The organism is Rhizobium sp. AN68 (genome assembly GCF_030758035.1).
Classification (GTDB): domain Bacteria; phylum Pseudomonadota; class Alphaproteobacteria; order Rhizobiales; family Rhizobiaceae; genus Agrobacterium; species Agrobacterium tumefaciens.
Genome location: NZ_JARWMI010000003.1, coordinates 2,727,680 through 2,746,994, shown reverse-complemented (window position 1 = coordinate 2,746,994; position 19,315 = coordinate 2,727,680). Strand labels below are relative to the sequence as shown.

The 19,315-nt window shown below is 57.2% G+C and carries 17 protein-coding genes and 1 pseudogene; 15 read left to right on the top strand and 3 right to left on the bottom strand.

Going from position 1 to position 19,315, the window contains the following annotated elements; translation table 11 throughout:
* Positions 1–3: 3 nt before the first annotated feature.
* From rsmG to RBH71_RS26265, 3 genes are read left to right on the top strand one after another with little or no spacing between them, the layout of a single operon-like run.
* Positions 4–621, top strand: coding sequence for a 16S rRNA (guanine(527)-N(7))-methyltransferase RsmG (gene rsmG, locus RBH71_RS26275; protein ID WP_003516381.1), 618 nt, complete (start codon positions 4–6; stop codon positions 619–621).
* A 19-nt stretch (positions 622–640) separates the two neighbouring features.
* The gene (locus tag RBH71_RS26270; RefSeq protein WP_003516382.1) at positions 641–1,435 is read left to right on the top strand and encodes a ParA family protein; all 795 of its coding nucleotides are present in this window, start codon (positions 641–643) and stop codon (positions 1,433–1,435) included.
* A gap of 31 nt (positions 1,436–1,466) precedes the next feature.
* Entirely contained in the window at positions 1,467–2,348 is an 882-nt protein-coding gene (locus RBH71_RS26265; RefSeq protein WP_003516383.1) for a ParB/RepB/Spo0J family partition protein, read from the top strand.
* A 62-nt stretch (positions 2,349–2,410) separates the two neighbouring features.
* On the opposite strand, the gene RBH71_RS26260 is transcribed toward RBH71_RS26265, so the two are convergent.
* The gene (locus RBH71_RS26260; RefSeq protein WP_003516384.1) at positions 2,411–2,611 is read right to left on the bottom strand and encodes a DUF1674 domain-containing protein; all 201 of its coding nucleotides are present in this window, start codon (positions 2,609–2,611) and stop codon (positions 2,411–2,413) included.
* 119 nt (positions 2,612–2,730) lie between these two features.
* Here RBH71_RS26260 and htpX point away from each other — a divergent pair, with 119 nt between their 5' ends.
* The 4 genes and pseudogenes from htpX to purH all read left to right on the top strand — a co-directional run bounded on the left by htpX (position 2,731) and on the right by purH (position 8,639).
* Positions 2,731–3,696 carry a zinc metalloprotease HtpX gene (gene htpX, locus RBH71_RS26255; RefSeq protein WP_065662925.1) on the top strand — a complete coding sequence of 322 codons (966 nt, stop codon included), beginning with the start codon at positions 2,731–2,733 and terminating at the stop codon, positions 3,694–3,696.
* Positions 3,693–5,078: an RsmB/NOP family class I SAM-dependent RNA methyltransferase gene (locus RBH71_RS26250; protein ID WP_323687550.1), complete on the top strand. Its 1,386-nt coding sequence runs from the start codon at positions 3,693–3,695 to the stop codon at positions 5,076–5,078. Before htpX ends, RBH71_RS26250 begins: the two co-directional genes overlap by 4 nt.
* Before the next feature lie 151 nt (positions 5,079–5,229).
* On the top strand, positions 5,230–6,870 hold the full coding sequence (locus RBH71_RS26245) for a heparinase II/III family protein (RefSeq protein WP_080581008.1): 1,641 nt from the start codon (positions 5,230–5,232) through the stop codon (positions 6,868–6,870).
* A 153-nt stretch (positions 6,871–7,023) separates the two neighbouring features.
* Positions 7,024–8,639, top strand: a pseudogene (purH, locus tag RBH71_RS26240) (bifunctional phosphoribosylaminoimidazolecarboxamide formyltransferase/IMP cyclohydrolase).
* 94 nt (positions 8,640–8,733) lie between these two features.
* Here purH and RBH71_RS26235 read toward each other — a convergent pair.
* On the bottom strand, positions 8,734–10,266 hold the full coding sequence (locus tag RBH71_RS26235; RefSeq protein ID WP_003516393.1) for a UxaA family hydrolase: 1,533 nt from the start codon (positions 10,264–10,266) through the stop codon (positions 8,734–8,736).
* 43 nt (positions 10,267–10,309) lie between these two features.
* The gene (locus RBH71_RS26230; RefSeq protein WP_003516394.1) at positions 10,310–11,002 is read right to left on the bottom strand and encodes a FadR/GntR family transcriptional regulator; all 693 of its coding nucleotides are present in this window, start codon (positions 11,000–11,002) and stop codon (positions 10,310–10,312) included.
* 254 nt (positions 11,003–11,256) lie between these two features.
* Here RBH71_RS26230 and RBH71_RS26225 point away from each other — a divergent pair, with 254 nt between their 5' ends.
* The 8 genes from RBH71_RS26225 to RBH71_RS26190 all read left to right on the top strand — a co-directional run bounded on the left by RBH71_RS26225 (position 11,257) and on the right by RBH71_RS26190 (position 19,315).
* Positions 11,257–12,822 (top strand): sugar ABC transporter ATP-binding protein, encoded by a 1,566-nt coding sequence (locus RBH71_RS26225; RefSeq protein WP_162632421.1) that lies wholly within the window; start codon positions 11,257–11,259, stop codon positions 12,820–12,822.
* Positions 12,823–12,830: 8 nt separating this feature from the next.
* The gene (locus tag RBH71_RS26220) at positions 12,831–13,853 is read left to right on the top strand and encodes an ABC transporter permease (RefSeq protein WP_003516396.1); all 1,023 of its coding nucleotides are present in this window, start codon (positions 12,831–12,833) and stop codon (positions 13,851–13,853) included.
* A 74-nt stretch (positions 13,854–13,927) separates the two neighbouring features.
* The gene (locus tag RBH71_RS26215; protein WP_003516397.1) at positions 13,928–14,869 is read left to right on the top strand and encodes an ABC transporter substrate-binding protein; all 942 of its coding nucleotides are present in this window, start codon (positions 13,928–13,930) and stop codon (positions 14,867–14,869) included.
* Positions 14,870–14,990: 121 nt separating this feature from the next.
* Positions 14,991–16,004: an aldo/keto reductase gene (locus tag RBH71_RS26210; protein ID WP_003516398.1), complete on the top strand. Its 1,014-nt coding sequence runs from the start codon at positions 14,991–14,993 to the stop codon at positions 16,002–16,004.
* Positions 16,005–16,008: 4 nt separating this feature from the next.
* A complete protein-coding gene (locus RBH71_RS26205) occupies positions 16,009–16,830 on the top strand; it encodes an amidohydrolase family protein (protein WP_003516399.1) in 822 nt (273 codons plus the stop codon).
* 3 nt (positions 16,831–16,833) lie between these two features.
* Complete coding sequence (locus RBH71_RS26200) at positions 16,834–17,844, top strand: zinc-binding alcohol dehydrogenase family protein (protein ID WP_003516400.1); 1,011 nt, start codon at positions 16,834–16,836, stop codon at positions 17,842–17,844.
* Positions 17,841–18,974, top strand: a complete 1,134-nt coding sequence (locus RBH71_RS26195) for a mannitol dehydrogenase family protein (RefSeq protein WP_003516402.1) — start codon at positions 17,841–17,843, stop codon at positions 18,972–18,974. Before RBH71_RS26200 ends, RBH71_RS26195 begins: the two co-directional genes overlap by 4 nt.
* 11 nt (positions 18,975–18,985) lie before the next feature.
* Complete coding sequence (locus RBH71_RS26190; protein ID WP_003516404.1) at positions 18,986–19,315, top strand: L-rhamnose mutarotase; 330 nt, start codon at positions 18,986–18,988, stop codon at positions 19,313–19,315.

The window sequence follows — 19,315 nt, the reverse complement described above, 5'->3', positions numbered from 1 at the left end:
ACCATGAAGATAAACGGCCAGAGTGTTTCACGTGAAACAGAGGAGAGGCTCGAACATTTCGTCGAGCTTTTCAAGAAGTGGAACAAAACCACAAATCTGGTTGCGCCTTCGACTCTCACTGAGCTCTGGAGCCGGCATGTGGCGGACAGTGCACAGATATTTCAGCTCGCCCCTCAACCGCAAAAATGGATTGATCTGGGAAGCGGCGGCGGTTTTCCGGGCGTCATTACAGCGATTTTTCTCGCGGAACTGGGTGATGGTTGGGTCGATCTGGTAGAGAGCAACAATAAAAAGGCTGCGTTTTTGCGAATTGCGCTGAAGGAAACCGGCGCAAGAGGCGCGGTTCATCCAGTCAGAATTGAAAAAGCGCCTGAAACCGTTGAAAATTGCGATGCGATTTCGGCGAGAGCCCTCGCCGAGATGAATTTACTTTTCGAATATATTTACCCGTGGGCGCAGAATAATCCAAATCTCAGGGCATATTTCAATAAAGGCAGGGATTATGAATCCGAACTGCAGAAAGCGCATGGCCGCTGGCAGTTTGATCTGATAAAACACCAGAGTGCCATTGAGGCAGATTCTGTTGTTCTTGAAATCAGTAACCTCACTAAGAGGCACTGACGAGCTGGTCAGGTGCGGTATGACTTCTGAAAAAAACCGGATTATCGCAGTCGCAAACCAGAAGGGTGGCGTTGGCAAAACAACGACGGCCATCAATCTGGCTACTGCATTGGCGGCTATTGGTGAGCGGGTGCTGATCATTGATCTTGATCCGCAGGGTAATGCCAGCACAGGTTTGGGAATCGACCGCAAAGAGCGCAAGCTTTCTTCCTATGATCTTCTGGTGGGTGATCATAACGTTGCCGAAGTTGCGGTTCCGACAGCAGTTCCGAACCTCGATATCGTCCCGTCAACGATGGATCTTCTGGGCTTTGAGATGCAGGTTGCGAATGTTGCCAACCGCGTCTTTCTGTTGCGTACCGCCATGGAGACGCAGGAAGCCAGAGACTATTCCTATATTTTGGTAGATTGCCCGCCCTCTTTTAATCTTTTGACGATGAATGCCATGACCGCCGCTCATTCGGTGCTGGTACCGTTGCAGTGCGAGTTCTTTGCGCTGGAAGGCCTCAGTCAGCTGCTGGATACGGTTAGCCAGATACGCGGCTCCGTCAATCCGCAGCTTGATATTCAGGGTATCGTTCTCACGATGTTCGATGCGCGCAACAATCTTGCGCAGCAGGTGGTTTCCGATGTGCGGATGCATCTGGGAGAAAAGGTTTACCACACTCTCATTCCGCGCAATGTTCGGGTTTCCGAAGCGCCGTCTTATGGTAAACCGGCAATTCTTTATGATCTGAAATGCGCTGGCAGCCAGGCTTATTTGCAATTGGCTTCCGAAGTGATCCAGAGAGAGCGTCTGCGCAAGGCGGCCTGACGTTTTGCCGGAGTATATGGAGTAATATCTTATGAGTGATGATCTTTCCAAGCGTCGACTCGGACGCGGTCTCGCGGCGTTGATCGGCGAAATGGATCAGCCTGTGCCGGTGGGTGAACCGCAGCGCGCCGTTAGTGCGGATCGCGCCATCCCGATCGAGTTCATCGCTCGCAGCCAGAGAAACCCACGTCGACACTTTGACGAAAATGAGTTGCAGGATCTTGCCTCGTCCATTCGTCAGCACGGGATTGTTCAGCCTGTGGTCGTGCGAACGATTGGCGTCAACCGCTACGAGATAATCGCTGGTGAACGGCGCTGGCGCGCGGCACAGCTGGCCGGTTTTACGGACGTTCCTGTCATCGTTCGGGATGTAGATGACCGAACGGCTCTGGAGCTGGCTATCGTCGAAAACGTCCAGCGTTCCGATCTCAATCCGCTTGAAGAAGCGATGGGCTATGAGCAGTTGATCGCCGAACATGGCTACACTCAGAACGACCTCGGTGAAATCATCGGCAAGAGCCGAAGCCATGTTGCAAACAGCCTTCGTCTTTTGAAACTTCCCGATCCGGTTCGGGACATGTTGGCGGATGGTTCGCTTTCCGCTGGCCATGCGCGCGCACTTGTTTCCACTTCCGATCCGTCAGGTCTGGCTCGGACTATCGTTTCCAAGGGTCTTTCGGTGCGTGATGCCGAGCGCCTGGCGCAAAACGACATCAAGTCGCAGGGTGACGTTTTGGAGAAGCGGCCTTCGCCTGAGAAGGATTCCGATACGGTCGCGCTTGAACGCAGCCTCTCGGATGCTCTCGGTCTGGACGTGAAGATCAGCCACAAAGGCGGATCGGGACAAATCCGCATCGGATACCGCACGCTAGAGCAGCTGGAAGCCGTGTGCCGCCTTCTAGAGCAAAAATAAGCAAGTATCGGTTTTAATTGATAAAATACCCGCGTTTAGCGGGTATTTTTATGCTGTGGTGCTCAAAAGTCGATAGCGCGGCCGTTTATTTCGTAGTCACCGAAACGAACAGGTTCCGCGCCGCCGCGACCGCCGGTTTCCTGCGGCAATTGAAGATCCGCCTGTTGTTTGCGCCGTTCTTCCGCTTCCTTCAACGCACGTTCCGCCGCCGGCGAAAGCCGCTTGAGCATTTCTGCGCCGTTGTCATTATCCGCATCCTGCATGAGTAATCCTCCCTATGACGGGATATTGAAATATGTTTGCCGTTCACCAGATTATATAAACAGATGGGCTTTATAAACCCCGGAATATTTCCTGAGTGGTAACAAGGAGAATTTGACATATGAACATGATGCGCACGGCAATGCTTCTGGCCTTCATGACGGCATTGTTCATGGGTGTCGGTTTTCTGATCGGCGGTAAGGGCGGCATGATGATTGCCTTGCTTATTGCCGCTGGTATGAATCTTTTCTCCTACTGGAATTCGGACAAGATGGTCCTGTCGGCCTATCGTGCACGCGAGATCGATGAGGCGAATGCGCCTGAATTTTTCCACATGATCCGCGATCTCTCGCATAATGCCGATCTTCCGATGCCCAAGGTTTATATTTATGACAGCCCGCAGCCGAACGCCTTCGCGACGGGAAGAAACCCGCAGAATGCCGCTGTCGCCGCCTCGACGGGCCTGCTGGAGCGCCTCACCCCTGAAGAAGTGGCTGGTGTCATGGCGCATGAGCTGGCCCATGTGCAGAACCGAGATACGCTAACGATGACTGTGACCGCGACGCTGGCAGGCGCCATCTCGATGCTCGGCAACTTCGCGTTTTTCTTTGGTGGCAATCGTGAAAACAACAATAATCCGCTGGGCTTTATCGGCGTACTGGTTGCGATGATCGTGGCGCCGCTCGCCGCGATGCTGGTGCAGATGGCCATTAGCCGTACGCGAGAATATTCTGCCGACCGGCGGGGAGCGGAAATTTGCGGCAATCCGCTCTGGCTCGCTTCGGCACTGCAGAAAATTTCGGGCATGGCGCAGAGCATTCATAATGAGGATGCGGAGCGTAACCCGGCGACGGCGCATATGTTCATCATCAATCCCCTGTCCGGTGAGCGCATGGACAACCTGTTTTCTACGCATCCGAATACGGAAAACCGGGTGGCGGCACTTCACGCCATGGCGCAGGAGTTTTCCCCGCGAGGATCGACGCGAACGCCATCGGGTGATAGACCTCAGCGCAAATCAGGCTCCGTTCCCAATACGGGCTGGGGACGAGGCAAAGAAAACGAGCGCAAGGGACCGTGGTCTTGACATCCGATACTCAAAATAAGCCGTCGCGGTCTAAAAAACCGGGACAGGACCATGCAAGGGGCCGCGAAGACGGCCCTTCGTCTTTCCAGGATAAACCCGGCCTTGCTGCACGCGTTGCCGCAACCCGCATTCTGGCGGCCGTTCTGGAAAAGAAAACCTCGCTGGACGGTATGCTGGACAGCGAAAACGGCAATCCCGTCTATCGCGCGCTATCCCTTGCGGACCGGGCGCTGGTGAGAGCGATCGTCAACAGCGCGCTTCGCCACCTTCCGCGTATCGAAGCCGCCTTGTCGATGCTGCTTGACGGACCGTTGCCGCAGGGCGCCCGGTCGCTTCATCACGTCCTTGTCGTTGGTGCAGCGCAAGTGCTTCACCTCGATGTCCCCGATCATTCTGCGGTCGATCTTGCCGTGGAACAGGCACACCGCGATCCGCGCAACAGACGTTTTGCCAAGCTGGTGAATGCCGTCCTCAGGCGATTGGGCCGGGAAAAAGCAGAAATCGAAAAGGCGATCGCGGATGTGCCCGTGCTGCCGGACTGGTTCTACGCTCGGCTTGTTTCGGCTTATGGAGATGAGGTTGCCAAACGGATTTCCGAAGCGCAGCTGACGCCCTCTTCCATCGATCTCACGGTGAAGAAGGATCCGGCTGTCTGGGCGGAAAAGCTGGGCGGTACGGTTTTGCCAAATGGCAGTGTCCGTCTCGGTGAATTTGAAGGCCAGATTCCCTCGCTTGAAGGCTTTGCCGAGGGTGCCTGGTGGGTTCAGGATCTCGCGGCCAGCATGCCTGTGAAGCTGATGGGCGATATTTCCGGAAAACGTGTTGCCGATCTCTGTGCAGCTCCGGGCGGCAAGACTGCCCAGCTCGCGCTTGCCGGCGCGAAGGTGACTGCCCTGGACCAGTCCGGCAATCGTCTTCGCCGCCTCAGGGAAAATCTCGACCGGCTTGGTCTTCACGCCGAAACCGTTGAAGCCAATATGCTGAAGTGCCAGCCGGAACAGCTTTTCGACGCCGTTCTTCTGGATGCCCCCTGCTCGTCTACCGGCACGTTGCGTAAACATCCCGATGTCTGCTGGACGAAGGACGAGAATGATATTGCCAAGCTTGCCGCTCTTCAGGGACAGATGTTGCGACACGCGCTCACGCTGGTGGGAGCTGGCGGCATTGTGGTGTTTTCCAATTGCTCGCTCGATCCCTCTGAAGGGGAAGCGATGATTGCAAAGGTCCTGGCGGAAAACCCGGACTTCGAGCGTGTTGCCGTTCGCAAGGACGATTGGCCAGGAATGGAAGCCGCCGTCACTGCCGAAGGCGATCTTCGTACAACGCCGGATATGTTCGGCGGCATCGACGGGTTTTTTAGCAGTGTCTTGCGTAAGAAGTAGAAAAAAGCCAAGCTTCCGCGAATCATTGGATAATTGCCGATACGTTCCGATCATCACGGTTCACTCATAAAAACAAAACATGTGAAACGGGAAACACAGCTTGTCAGGGTCCTTTGCAGGCAGCATCAATGCCGCCGGTCTTCTCTCGCGGATGGCGTATCGTCATCTGTGTGTGGGCCTTGCTCCTTTGCGCCTGCGCATATCCCGGTTTGCCAATCGCGTTCCCGATGGTCTGGTGGCGGCGCCGACTGATCTGAGGGCAATCGATCCGTATTTTGCCGAGGAATTGCTGCGGGGCCGGATTGCGCTCGCCGGCCGCGTCGTCGAAACCGGCGGTCTATCGCCATTTCAGGTGGACTATCCTTCGCTGGTTTTTGAAGAGCGGCTGCATGCATTTGGTTGGCTGCGGCATATCCGTTCCGATAGATCGAGTGAGGCAAGCAAGCGGGCGCGCCGTATCGTCGCCGAATGGATGACTATTCACGGCAAGCGGGTTGCGGGGATTGCCTGGTCTCCGGAGATCGCGGCACAGAGGCTGATTGCCTGGCTGTCCCATTCTCCCGTCGTTTTACATGAGGCCGATGCGGGTTTTTATCGTCGTTTCCTGAAAAGTCTTGCGTTTCACGTGCGTTATCTCGACAGGATCGTCAAACATGCGCCGGATGGCGAAGCGAGGCTGCGGATCAGGATTGCGCTGGCCGTCGCGTCCATCGCCATGCCGACCCGCCTTTCCCATATTACTCGGCACGGAATGAAGCTGGCGCAGGAAATGGAACGCCAGATTCTTCCAGATGGCGGGCATGTTTCCCGCAATCCGAGGGTCATGCTGGATTTGCTGCTCGATCTTTTGCCGCTTAGGCAAAGCTACATCAATCTCGGTCACGATCTGCCCTCGGGGCTGGTGCCGGCGATTGACAGGATGTTTCCGGCCATCCGGTTTTTCCGCCACCAGGGCGGTGATCTGGCGCTGTTCAATGGCGCCACCGCCACGCTTGCCAATGAACTTGTGTCGGTACTTCGTTATGATGAGACAGCCGGCCGGCCGTCCAAAATGCTGCCGGATGTCAATTATCATCGTCTTGCAACCGATGAGACGGTCATCATCGTCGATACTGGTCATCCAGGCTCGGCGGAGCTTTCGCGTAACGCCCATTCGGGCTGCCTGTCCTTTGAGATGTCCTGTGGCAAGAGCCGGTTCATCGTCAATTCGGGCTTCCCGAAAAACGCAGCACCCGAATATCAGCGGGCGAGCCGCTCGACGGCGGCCCATTCAACGGTCACGCTCGCCGACACGTCGTCTTGCAGACTTTCCCGCTCGAGACTGCTCGGGCCGATCATGATTTCCGGTGTCAGTCAGGTGGAGAGCCGCCGCGGAACGGATGCAAATGGCAATGATGTCCTGTGGGCGTCGCATGACGGTTATTTGCAGAATTTCGGTTGCTATCACGATCGGGAAATTGAGCTGAATGTTGCCGGTACGAAGATAAAGGGCCGTGATCTGCTTCGTGCCGACGAGAATGTGGTGAAGGCGCAATTGCAATCCATATCGGCTGTATCGCGGTTCCATATCCACCCCCACATCCAGCTATATCAACAGGACGAGGAGTCGGTTTATCTGGAGGCAGCGGATGGAACGACCTGGCTGTTTTCGGCGCCGGGACTGGAGCTTTTCGTGACCGAGGATGTTTTTATGGCGGATGCATCCGGCATGCGGCCTTCGCAGCAGATCGAGCTGCCATTCAATCTGGCGAATACTCGGGAAATCCGCTGGATCATCGAACGCAAGGCGTAGAGGATTCCTGGCGAGTTTCAGGCAAAAACCGCCATAGTTTTCGCCGTTCCGCGTCCCCGCTGTTTATTAATATGGCAAGCTGTGTTAACGCGGCGGCAATTGCTGGATCAATCCCAGTCCAGCCTGTCCTCCCCGTTAAACGGAGTATGCCCGATGGCTGTCGTTTCCAAAAAAATCCCCGCTCCCGATAAAGTCAAAATCCGTACAGCCCTTCTTTCCGTTTCTGACAAGACGGACATTATCGAGCTGGCGACTGTCCTGTCCAAGCTTGGCGTCAAGCTGCTGTCGACGGGTGGCACGGCAAAGGCCATCGCTGACGCGGGACTGCCGGTAACGGATGTTTCCGATGTGACCAATTTCCCGGAAATTATGGATGGTCGCGTCAAGACCCTGCATCCCAACGTGCATGGTGGACTTCTGGCTATCCGGGATGATGCTGATCACGTCGAGGCAATGAAGGCTCACGGTATCGAGGCGATCGATCTCTCCGTCATCAATCTCTATCCCTTCGAGGAGGTTCGCGCCAAGGGTGGCGACTACCCCACGACGGTCGAGAATATCGATATTGGCGGCCCGGCAATGATCCGCGCTTCGGCCAAGAACCACGCCTATGTCACTGTTGTCACCGATCCGTCCGACTACCCTGCGCTGGTGGAAGCCCTGCAGGCCGATGACGGTCAAACCTCCTACGCGCTGCGCCAGACCTTCGCCGCCAAGGCATATGCCCGCACCGCCGCTTATGATGCGGTGATTTCCAACTGGTTTGCTGAGGCGCTGGCTATCGAAACGCCGGATTATCGTGCCATCGGCGGTGCGCTGAAGGAAAAAATGCGTTACGGCGAGAACCCGCACCAGAGCGCCGGTTTTTACCTGACCGGCGAAAAGCGCCCCGGTGTTTCCACGGCGACGCTTCTTCAGGGCAAGCAGCTTTCCTATAACAACATCAATGATACGGATGCAGCCTACGAGCTGGTAGCGGAATTCCTGCCGGAAAATGCGCCGGCTGTAGCGATCATCAAACACGCCAACCCCTGTGGTGTTGCGACGGGTCCCACACTTGCAGAAGCCTACCGGCGCGCGTGGCATGCGATTCCGTTTCGGCCTTTGGCGGCGTCATCGCCTTGAACCGCACGCTCGATGCGGAAACGGCAGAAGAGATCGTCAAGCTCTTCACCGAAGTCATCATTGCACCCGATGTGACGGAAGAGGCAAAGTCCATTATCGCCCGCAAGCCCAATCTGCGACTGCTGGCAGCTGGTGGCCTGCCAGATCCGCGCGCTGCCGGCATTACGGCCAAGACGGTTTCCGGCGGTCTTCTGGTTCAGAGCCGTGACAACGGCATGGTCGAGGATCTGGAACTGAAGGTGGTCACCAAGCGTGTGCCGACACCTCAGGAACTTGAAGACATGAAGTTCGCCTTCAAGATTGCCAAGCACGTAAAGTCCAATGCGGTGATCTATGCCAAGGACGGCCAGACGGCAGGTATCGGCGCCGGACAGATGAGCCGGGTGGATTCCGCCCGTATCGCCGCCCAGAAGGCGGAAGATGCGGCCAAGGCACTCGGCCTTGCTGAGCCGCTGACGCGCGGCTCTGCTGTGGCTTCTGAAGCGTTTTATCCCTTCGCCGATGGTTTGCTTGCAGCTATTGCAGCAGGTGCCACCGCAGTCATTCAGCCTGGTGGTTCCATGCGCGACCAGGACGTGATCGATGCGGCCAATGAGCACAATGTGGCGATGGTCTTTACCGGCATGCGTCACTTCCGCCATTAAGCAGAAACGGCGCACAGAATTTAAAAGGCCCGGAAAGTGATTTCCGGGCCTTTTGTTTCACGTGGGACAGTCCGATGCACATATTGGAAGCGGGTCAGGTAACCGCGCCCACCTGCCACGGCACAAATTCATTGTCGCCGTAGTCGTAAATCTCACTGACGGTCTTGTCTCCCGAAGCGACTGCAAGAATGTGCTCGAAAATTCGTTTGCCGGATTCCTCGATGGTTTCCGCGCCGGTAACGATCTCGCCGCAGTTGAGGTCCATGTCTTCCTTCATGTGTTCATACATTTCGGAATTGGTGGCAATCTTGATGCAGGGTGCCGGCTTGAATCCCGATACGGAGCCGCGGCCGGTGGTGAAACAGATGACGTTACAGCCGCCGGCGACCTGGCCGGTGACGGCAACAGGATCGTAACCGGGCGTATCCATGAAGACGAAGCCCTGCTCAGTAACGGTTTCCGCGAATTCGTAGACCGCTTTCAGTGGCATGGAGCCACCTTTGGCCACTGCGCCCAGCGATTTTTCCAGAATGGTGGTCAGTCCACCAAGCTTGTTGCCGTGCGATGGGTTGTTGTTCAGCTCATCGCCGTTGCGAGCGGTATAATCCCGCCACCAGTCGATGCGCTGCAAAAGCTTTTCGGCAACAGCAGGCGTGACGGCACGCTTCGTCAGCAGGTGTTCAGCACCGTAAATCTCCGGCGTTTCGGCAAGAACCGTTGTACCGCCGTTGCGGACGATGAGGTCTGATGCATATCCCAGGGCCGGGTTTGCCGATATTCCGGAGTAACCATCCGAACCGCCGCATTCTAGCGCGACCTTCAGTTTTGAAAGCGGCTGTTCAGAGCGCTGGGCAGCATTGACCATTGGCAGCATCGCCTTGATCTCGGCAATGGCGGCATCGATCGTTTTGCGTGTGCCGCCGTGCTGCTGGATCGTCATGGTGCGCAGCCGTTCGCCCTCCTCCATCTTGTAATGTTCGAGGATGGGGGCGATCTGGTTGGTCTCACAGCCGAGGCCGATCAGCAGAATACCGCCGAAATTCGGGTGGCGGGCATAACCCTGAATGGTGCGGATCAGAAGACGATAACCTTCCGATTTCGTATTGAGCGCGCAGCCGCCGCCATGGGTCAGTGCCACAACGCCGTCGACATTGTCGAACCCTACAAGGCCGCCCTGCTTGTTGAAATAATCGGCGATGTAACGCGACACGGTGGCGGAACAGTTCACGGATGCGATGACGCCGATGTAGTTGCGTGTGCCAACGCCACCGAGACCCCGGTCAAAACCCTTGAAGGTCCGGCGCTCGCCCTCGGGCAGCATGCCTTTTTCCTCGATATCGACACTGAACTGATGCGTGTGTTCGGAAGGCACCATGGCGAGATTGTGCAGATGCACATGCCGGCCAGGCTCGATATCCTGTGTCGCGATGCCGATCACCTGTCCGTATTTCAGGACCTCGTCTCCGGATCTGATAAACGTCAGGGCCACCTTGTGGCCGCGTCCGATCAGCTCCCGGGCTGTCAGATCGCCTCTGCCCGTCGCACCACCGGCCGGTATCGACCGGCGTGCCACCGCGACATTGTCGTTGGCGTTCAGCAAAATGGTTGCCTCGGAATTCTCACTCACGGGTTTTTCTCCTCCCCGGTACATTGCCTGCTATGTTTTAAATTTAGCCGTCTACCCAGCGTCTCTTGGAACCTTCCAGATGGGTATGCATGGCCGCCTGCGCCAGCAGCGGATCTTTCAACTCCAGGGCCGCCAGAATCGCTTCGTGCTCCTGAAGGGCGTGGGTCCAGGTATCGCGATCCTCAAATTTCACACGCAATTGTGCCGAAATCGGGCTGTGGCGCTCATCGAAGAGGTTTGCCACCAGCCGGGCCAGAACGCTGTTACCGGATTGTTCGGCAATGGTGACGTGGAAAAGCCGGTCCTGATCGAGAGGTTTGCGCGCGGCCTCGATTTCCTGCTGCATCGTGTTGAGAATCTGGCGAAGGTTTGCAATCGTTTCATCGGTCATGCGGCTCGCCGCCAGTACGATTGTCGCGCCTTCCAGCGCTGCGCGCGCCTGCATCAGTTCGGAGGGGCTGTCGCCCAAGGATTTGGTGTTGTGGGTTGTCTGAAGGGCCTCGGCGGAGACATAGACACCGGAACCCATGCGGATTTCGACGGTGTTGTCGATTTCAAGCGCAATCAGTGCCTCGCGCAGTGATGGTCGCGAAACCCCGAGCTTCTGTGCCAGTTCCCGTTCGGCGGGAAGTCGTGTTCCAGGCAGAAACTCTCCCAGATCGATCAGCTCGCGTATCTGGTCCGCAATCTGCTGATAAAGCCTGCGTGGTTCCGCTATTTTGGCCTGACCATTCATGTGTTTTCTGACGAACCTTGTCTGTTATCTGAATTTGGCCTTACCGTAGCGCCAAGCGCATCAATACGCAAGAAATTACTTAAACGCATGAATTTACAGTATTATTTCAAGAAGTCTTTTGAGATGATTTTGCGTGTACCAGACGCGGGATTCAAATTTTGGGCTAATTGGCTTGACCATTTTAAAAAAGCGGCCTAACCATTTGGCTCATTATTGCCCCCGGTGGAGCGGGGAGCGCGGGTGGAGGTTTCTTGATGTCGCAGGGCGCATCGACAATTCGAGGCGATTTTTCGCCTGAGGAGACGGCGCGCGGCCTTGGTTCAGGCCTCCTGCGTCTCGAAAACATCAGCAAGGAATTTCCGGGCGTCAAAGCGTTGTCGAATGTGCATTTCGACTTGCGCAGCGGCGAGGTTCACGCTGTTTGCGGCGAAAACGGTGCCGGAAAATCCACCCTGATGAAAATCATCAGCGGCGTTTACCAGCCTAGCGACGGAACCATCCTGCACAAGGGCGTCAAAGTGCAATATGCATCGCCGCTGGAATCCGAAGCCGCCGGCATCGCCATCATCCATCAGGAACTCAACCTCGTTCCGCATCTTTCCGTTGCCGAGAACATCTATCTCGCCCGCGAGCCGCGCCGTGGTTTCCTCGTTGACCGCAAGAAGCTGCGGCTTGATGCAAAGCGCTGTCTCGATCGGCTGGGCGTCGATATCGACCCTGACCAGATTGTCCGCGGCCTCTCGGTCGCGCAATGTCAGATGGTCGAAATTGCCAAGGCGCTTTCCCTGGATGCTGAAGTCCTCATTATGGATGAGCCGACCTCCTCGCTGACCGAGCAGGAAACGCGGCTGTTTTTCAAGGTGATCCGCGATCTCAAGGCTTCTGGCGTCGGCATCGTCTATATTTCCCACCGGCTCGATGAAATGGCCGAAATCGTCGACCGCGTGACGGTTTTGCGGGACGGGCGTTATATTTCCACCGACGATTTTGCATCGATCACCGTTGACGATATCGTCACGCGCATGGTCGGGCGTTCGCTGGAGGAGAAGTTCCCGGAACGCACGTCGCGCCCTACGGATGATGTTATTTTCTCTGTGGAAGGGCTGACGCGCAAGGGTGTGTTCCACGATGTCGGTTTCTCGCTGCGGCGCGGTGAGATTCTCGGCTTTGCCGGACTGATGGGTGCGGGTCGCACGGAAGTCGCACGGGCAATCTTCGGTGCCGATCCTCTGGATGCTGGCAAGGTCGTTTTCAACGGGCGGGAGCTTTCCATCAGTTCCCCGCGAGATGCCATCGAAGAGGGTATCGCCTATCTGTCCGAAGACCGCAAAAGCGATGGTCTTGCGATCAAGATGTCGGTTGCGGCCAATACGACGCTTGCCAATATCGGCGAGGTCTCCAACCGCTTCGGGCTGATCGACTTTAAGAAGCACGACGATGTCGCCAGACGTTACGTCGATCTCCTCAACATCCGTACCCCTTCGATCGAACAGACGGTGCGGCTGCTTTCAGGTGGCAATCAGCAGAAAATCATCATTGGCAAATGGCTGTTCCGGCAGTCGCGCGTGCTGTTTTTCGACGAGCCGACGCGCGGCATCGATGTCGGCGCAAAATTCGCGATCTACAAGATCATGGACGAGCTGGCCGCACAGGGCATCGGCGTCATTCTCATCAGTTCGGAACTGCCGGAAATTCTGGGACTGACGGATCGTATCGCCGTTTTCCACCAGGGCCGGATCACGGGCGTGCTTGAGACCGCCAAGACCAATCAGGAAGAAATCATGCGGTACGCGTCCGGTTACGGCCGGGCCGCGCAGTGAGGAACGACATGGCTAATATTGCAGAACCCAAGAAGAGCTTCGCTTTCAGCGACCGCCAGAAGGACATCATCCAGAAGTTTGCGGCTCTTGGCAGTCTCGTTGTGCTGGTTATGGTGTTTTCCGCCACCAGCAGCGCCTTCTTCTCCGTCAACAATGCCATGACCATTGCGCTTCAGGTGACCTCCATCGCCCTTCTCGGCATTGGTGCGACCTGCGTCATCATCACCGGCGGCATTGATCTTTCCGTTGGTTCGGTGCTTGCTCTGGCCGGCGTCGTTGCCGCGCTTGCGGTGAAGGAGTTGGGTATGCCGGTGCCGGTCGGCATGCTGCTTGGCATTCTGACGGGGTCGCTTTGCGGTCTCATCAATGGCCTCATGGTCACGCGCTTCAAGCTGCCACCGTTTATCGCGACACTCGGCATGATGCTGATCGCCCGTGGTGTGGCACTGCAGATCACCGGCGCGCGAGCGGTTTCCGGCCTCGGCGAATCCTTCGGTGAACTCGGCAACGGCGCCCTCTTCCGCATCGTCAATATTGGGGATGACGGTTTTCCGAACGTGGTGTTTCCGGGCATTCCCTACCCCGTCATCCTCATGGTGGTGATTGCGCTGGCTGTTTCCTTCATGCTCAACCGCTCCATCCTTGGCCGTCACATCTATGCCGTCGGTTCGAATGCGGATGCTGCGCGTCTGTCCGGCGTAAACGTCGCACGCGTCACCAATTTCACCTACATCCTGTCCGGTACGCTCGCCGGGTTGACCGGTTGCGTGCTGATGTCGCGCCTCGTCACAGCCCAGCCGAATGAGGGCGTGATGTATGAGCTGGACGCCATTGCCAGCGCCGTTATCGGCGGCACATCGCTCATCGGCGGCGTGGGCACGATTTCAGGCACGGCAATCGGCGCCTTCGTCATCGGCATCCTGCGCAACGGGCTCAATATGAATGGCGTGTCCGCCTTCACGCAACAGATCATCATCGGTCTTGTCATTCTGGTCACCGTCTGGATCGACCAGCTGCGCAACCGCCGCTGATACAGGGCTGCGGACCCTATCCGCAAACAAGATCGGCACGGGAGGCCCGGTATGCCGACATCACGGAGGAAGAAATGAACAAGCTTACGACCGCCCTTCTGACATCCGCAATCGCGCTGTGGAGCGTCTCCACCGTGCAGGCCGGCGAAATCGCCGTCATCGTCAAGACCGTCAACTCCACCTTCTGGCAGAACGTTCAGAAGGGCGCCGATGCGGCGATGAAGGACTCTGCCGGCAACACCATGACCTTCCAGGGTCCGGCTTCTGAATCGGCCATCGCCGATCAGGTCAACATGGTTGAAAACGCTGTAAACCGTAAGGTTTCGGGTATCGTTCTTGCTCCTTCCGATCCTGATGCGCTGGTTCCGGCTGTCAAGAAAGCCTGGGAAGCCCGCATTCCCGTGGTTCTGATCGACTCGCAGCTCGCCAAGGGTTCCGAGCAATATTATCAGTCCTTCCTGGCGACCGATAACAAGAAGGCCGGCGAACTGGCTGCTCAGGCGCTGATCGACAAGGTTGGCAAGGAAGGCAAGATCGCCGTGATGTCCTACGTCGCCGGTGCCGGTTCGGAAATCGGACGCGTTGGCGGTTTCACCGACTATATCCAGATGCATTCCAACCTTAAGATCGTAGGTCCGTTCTATTCGCAGTCGCAGATGGCGACGGCGCTGAACCAGACAACCGACGTTCTGGCCGCCAATTCCGATCTCAAGGGCATCTTCGGCGCCAACGAACCCACCGCAATCGGTGTAGGCCGCGCGCTCGCCCAGGCCGGTAAGGCAGGCAAGGTTGTCGGCATCGGCTTCGACGGTAACCAGGACCTTCAGGGCTTCGTCAAGGACGGCACGCTGGCCGGCATCGTCGTTCAGGGTTCGTATCAGATGGGCGAAAAGGGCATCCAGACCGTTTCCAAACTCATCAGCAAAGAAAAGGTCGAAAAGTTCGTCGACACTGGCGTTGTTGTTGTCACCAAGGACAATATCGAGAAGCCGGAAGCCAAGAACGTTCTTTATTAACGTATGCCGGCGCGCCGCTCATTGAGCGGCGCGCCTCACAAATTTCAGAAGCGGGATTTCAGTCAATACCGCATACGGTTTTCAACATCCGCTCTACCGAAAAATTCAGGAAGCCCTTGCGATGAAAGTCTCCGATACACGTAAATTGCCGCGCCGTGCCGTTGAAGTCACGATCATGGGTCTTGGTTGCGCGCAGATGGGTAATCTCTACCGCGTTACGCCCTACGAGGAATCCAAAGGCGCGTTTGACAAGGCATGGGAAAGCGGCATTCGCTATTTCGATACCGCACCTTTTTACGGTTACACGCGTTCGGAGCGTCGTCTTGGAACCATGGTGACGGAGCATGACCGAAGCGAATACACACTCTCCACCAAGGTCGGTCGCGTCATGGTTCCTGATGAAACTGTGGGCCCGGAAGAAGACGCCTATATTGCGCCGCTGCCTTTCCGCCCGGTCTATGATTATTCCTATGACGGTATTCTACGCTCCTTCGAAGCGAGCCAGCAGCGGCTCGGCGTTCTGAAGCCGGATATTCTCTATGTGCACGATATCGGCTCTTTCACGCATGGCGAAAAGCACCAGCACTACTGGGAGCAGCTGACCACCGGCGGCGGCTTCCGGGCACTCGGCAAGCTGCGCGAGGAAGGGTCGACGGGTGCTATCGGCCTCGGCGTCAACGAGTGGGAAATCGTCGGCGACGCCATGGATGTTTTCGACATCGACGTTGCCATGCTTGCCGGCCGTTATACGCTTCTGGAGCAGCAGAGCCTTGCCTTCATGAACCGCTGCGCGGAAACCGGCGTTGCGATCGTGGTCGCCGGTGCTTTCAATTCAGGCATTTTGGCAGGCAACCGCAAATTCAACTATGCCGATGCGCCTGCCGACATCATCACGCGGGTGGATGCGCTTCAGGGCGTTTGTGACGACGTTGGTGTTTCGTTGCAGGCGGCTGCGCTGCAGTTTCCGCTCGGGCATCCGGCTTCGGTCACGGTCGTATCCGGCGCGCGCAATGCGCAGCAACTTGCCGCAAACATCGAATGGTTCGAACAGGTTGTTCCGGACGAATTCTGGTCGGAGCTGCAAAAGCGTGGCCTGATTTCCGAAGGCGCACCTGTGCCTGGCACAAAGGCCTGAAGCGATGATCATCGATGCCCACCAGCATTTCTGGCTGATGAAGGATCGTGCCGGGCAATGGCCGCCACCGTCTATGGCTGCCATCTACCGGGATTTTCTTCCGCAGGATCTGTCTCCTCTGCTGGCAAAGGCCGGAGTTTCCGGAACGGTGCTGGTGCAGACGATGGAAAGTGCGGCCGATACGGATTTCATGCTCGATCTGGCTGGCAGCACCGATTTCATCAAGGGCGTGGTCGGCTGGGTGGACATGAAGTCCGCGGACGCTGCGGCGGAAATCGCCCGGCGGGCAACAAATCCGGACTTCAAGGGCGTACGGCCGATGCTGCAAGGCATGGACGATGTGACCTGGATCGACGATCCCGCGCTCGATGCCGCTGTGGATGCGCTGGTGAAACATGCACTGGTGTTCGATGCGCTGGTCCTGCCGCCGCATCTGTCGCATCTTCTCGCCTTCGCGCGCCGTCATCCGCAATTGCCTGTTGTCATCGATCACGGGGCGAAGCCGCTTATCGCCACGGGCCAATATGGGGACTGGCGCAGGGACATGGCAGCTTTGGCGGCCCTTCCCAACCTCCATTGCAAGCTGTCCGGCCTTTTGACCGAGCGTGGCGAGCAGAGACCGGAAGCCGTCAGGCCCTATGCCGAAACCATTCTGGAACTGTTCGGCGGCGAACGCGTGATCTTCGGCAGCGACTGGCCGGTATTGCGGCTGGCTGGCGACTATCAGGAATGGCTGGACTTCTGCCGCGAAATCGTGCCTGAGCACGACCATGCGGCCGTCTTTGGCGGCAACGCCGTTCGTTTTTATTCCCTTCCCAACAGGTGATGCATGCTGGCGATTTTCTGCGAGACCCCCGGTCAACTTGTCCCCAAGGAACTACCAAAGCCGGCCCGTGGCGAAGGTGAAGTGCTGGTGCGTATTCGTCGCATTGGTGTCTGCGGCACGGACCTGCATATTTTCACCGGTAATCAGCCTTATCTTTCCTATCCGCGCATCATGGGCCACGAGCTTTCCGGCACGGTGGAAGAGGCGCCGGAAGGCAGCCATCTTTCGGCGGGCGATGTGGTTACCGTCATACCCTATATTTCCTGTGGTGAGTGCAGCGCCTGCCGTAAAGGAAAAAGCAATTGCTGCCGCAACATCGGCGTGCTTGGCGTTCATCGCGATGGCGGCATGGTCGAATATCTGAGCGTTCCGCAGCAATTCGTGCTGAAGGCGGAGGGCTTGAGCCTCGATCAGGCGGCAATGACCGAATTTCTGGCGATTGGCGCGCATGCCGTGCGTCGTGGGTCGGTGGAAAAGGGTCAGAAGGTCCTGATCGTCGGCGCCGGTCCGATCGGCATGGCGGTTGCGGTTTTCGCCGTTCTCGATGGCGGCGAGGTGACGATGATTGACGGGCGCACCGACCGGCTGGATTTCTGCAAGGACCATCTCGGCGTTGCCCATACGGTGACGCTTGGCGAGGGCGACAAGGATCGCCTGTCGGATATCACCGGCGGCGATTTTTTCGATGCCGTTTTTGATGCGACCGGTAATCCTAAAGCCATGGAGCGTGGCTTTTCCTTCGTCGGCCACGGCGGTTCCTATGTGCTGGTTTCCATCGTTGCCAGCAACATCTCCTTCAACGATCCGGAGTTTCACAAGCGCGAAACCACGCTGCTCGGCAGCCGCAACGCCACGCCGGAGGATTTCGAGCGGGTGTTGCAGGCGCTGCGGGAAGGCAAGGTACCGGAGGCACTCATCACTCACCGCATGACACTTGCCGATGTGCCTTCCAAATTCGCCGGGCTGACCGATCCGAAAGCCGGAGTCATCAAGGGCATGGTGGAGGTCGCATGACGACCGACACACCCATCCTGCAATTCGGTACCAGCCGCTTTCTTCTGGCGCATGCGGATTTGTTCATTTCGCAGGCGCTGGAAAAAGGCGAGGCTCTCGGGCGCATCGCAATAGTCCAGACGACCGGCAATGCGGAGAGCCTGAAGCGTGTGGCAGCATTGAACGATGGCACGCCCTATCCGGTGCGCATTCGCGGCATTCGCGACGGGCAAGAGGTGGATGAGGAAATTCCAGGTAAGGCTGTCGCGCGCGCGCTGACGGCGGCGGCCGACTGGGCCGAGGTGAGGCGCATCGCCTGCGGGGCAAGGGTCATTCTGTCCAATACGGGTGACCGCGGTTATGAGCTGGATTCGTTCGACGGTCCGGGTCTTGCCGACGACTTCACGCTTGTACCAAAGAGTTTTCCGGCAAAGCTCTGCCTGTTGCTGCTGGAACGTTTTCAGACCAATCCGGAAGCCCGTGTATCGATCTTTCCTTGTGAGCTTGTTCCGCGCAACGGCGACCGGTTGAAAGACGTTGTTCGCCAGCTTGCCGACGAATGGCAGCTGCCGGCGGGTTTCGGCTTCTACCTGAATGAGAAATGCCGTTTTGCCAACAGCCTTGTAGACCGCATCGTTTCCGAGCCGATCGATCCGGTTGGCGCAGTTGCCGAGCCCTATGCGCTTTGGGCAATCGAGAAGCAGGAGGGCCTTGTTTTGCCCTGCACCCACCCTGCGGTGGTGCTGACTGATGATCTCGACCGCTATGAAAAGCTGAAGCTGTTCCTGCTCAATCTTGGCCATTCCTATCTGGCGGAGCGATGGTTGCGGGATGCCCGTGAGAAAGACGAGACGGTGCGGCAGGCAATGGCCGACGATGCGCTTTCGAGAGATCTGGAAACGCTCTGGCGGGACGAGGTTCTGCCGGTCTTTGCCGCAGAAGGCATGGGAGAAGAAGCGCAAGCCTATATCCGTGCTGTGCGGGAGCGTTTCCTGAACCCCTTTCTCGCCCACCGGCTCGCGGACATTTCAGGCAATCACGATGAAAAGAAACGCCGTCGTTTTGTCCCGGTCATCGCTGCGGCGGAACGTCTGGGGTTAAACGCGCCGCAGCGGAAACTGCGTGCGGCGCTCGCCACCATCAAGCAATAACGGAGTTTTGTATGCAGCGCATGGGAATGGTCATCGGCGTCAAACCGGACATGATTGCGGAATATAGAAGACTGCACGCCGCCGTCTGGCCCGAAATTCTGGCACTCATCAGCGATTGCAACATCCGCAACTACACGATCTTCCTGCGCGAACCGGAAAATCTGCTTTTCGGATATTGGGAATATCACGGCACCGATTTCAGCGCCGATATGGCGAAGATGGCGGCAAGCCCAAAGAACCAGGAATGGTGGTCTTTCACCATTCCCTGCCAGCAACCACTCGAAAGCCGCAAGGAAGGCGAGTGGTGGGCCATGATGGAAGAAACCTTCCACCACGACTGA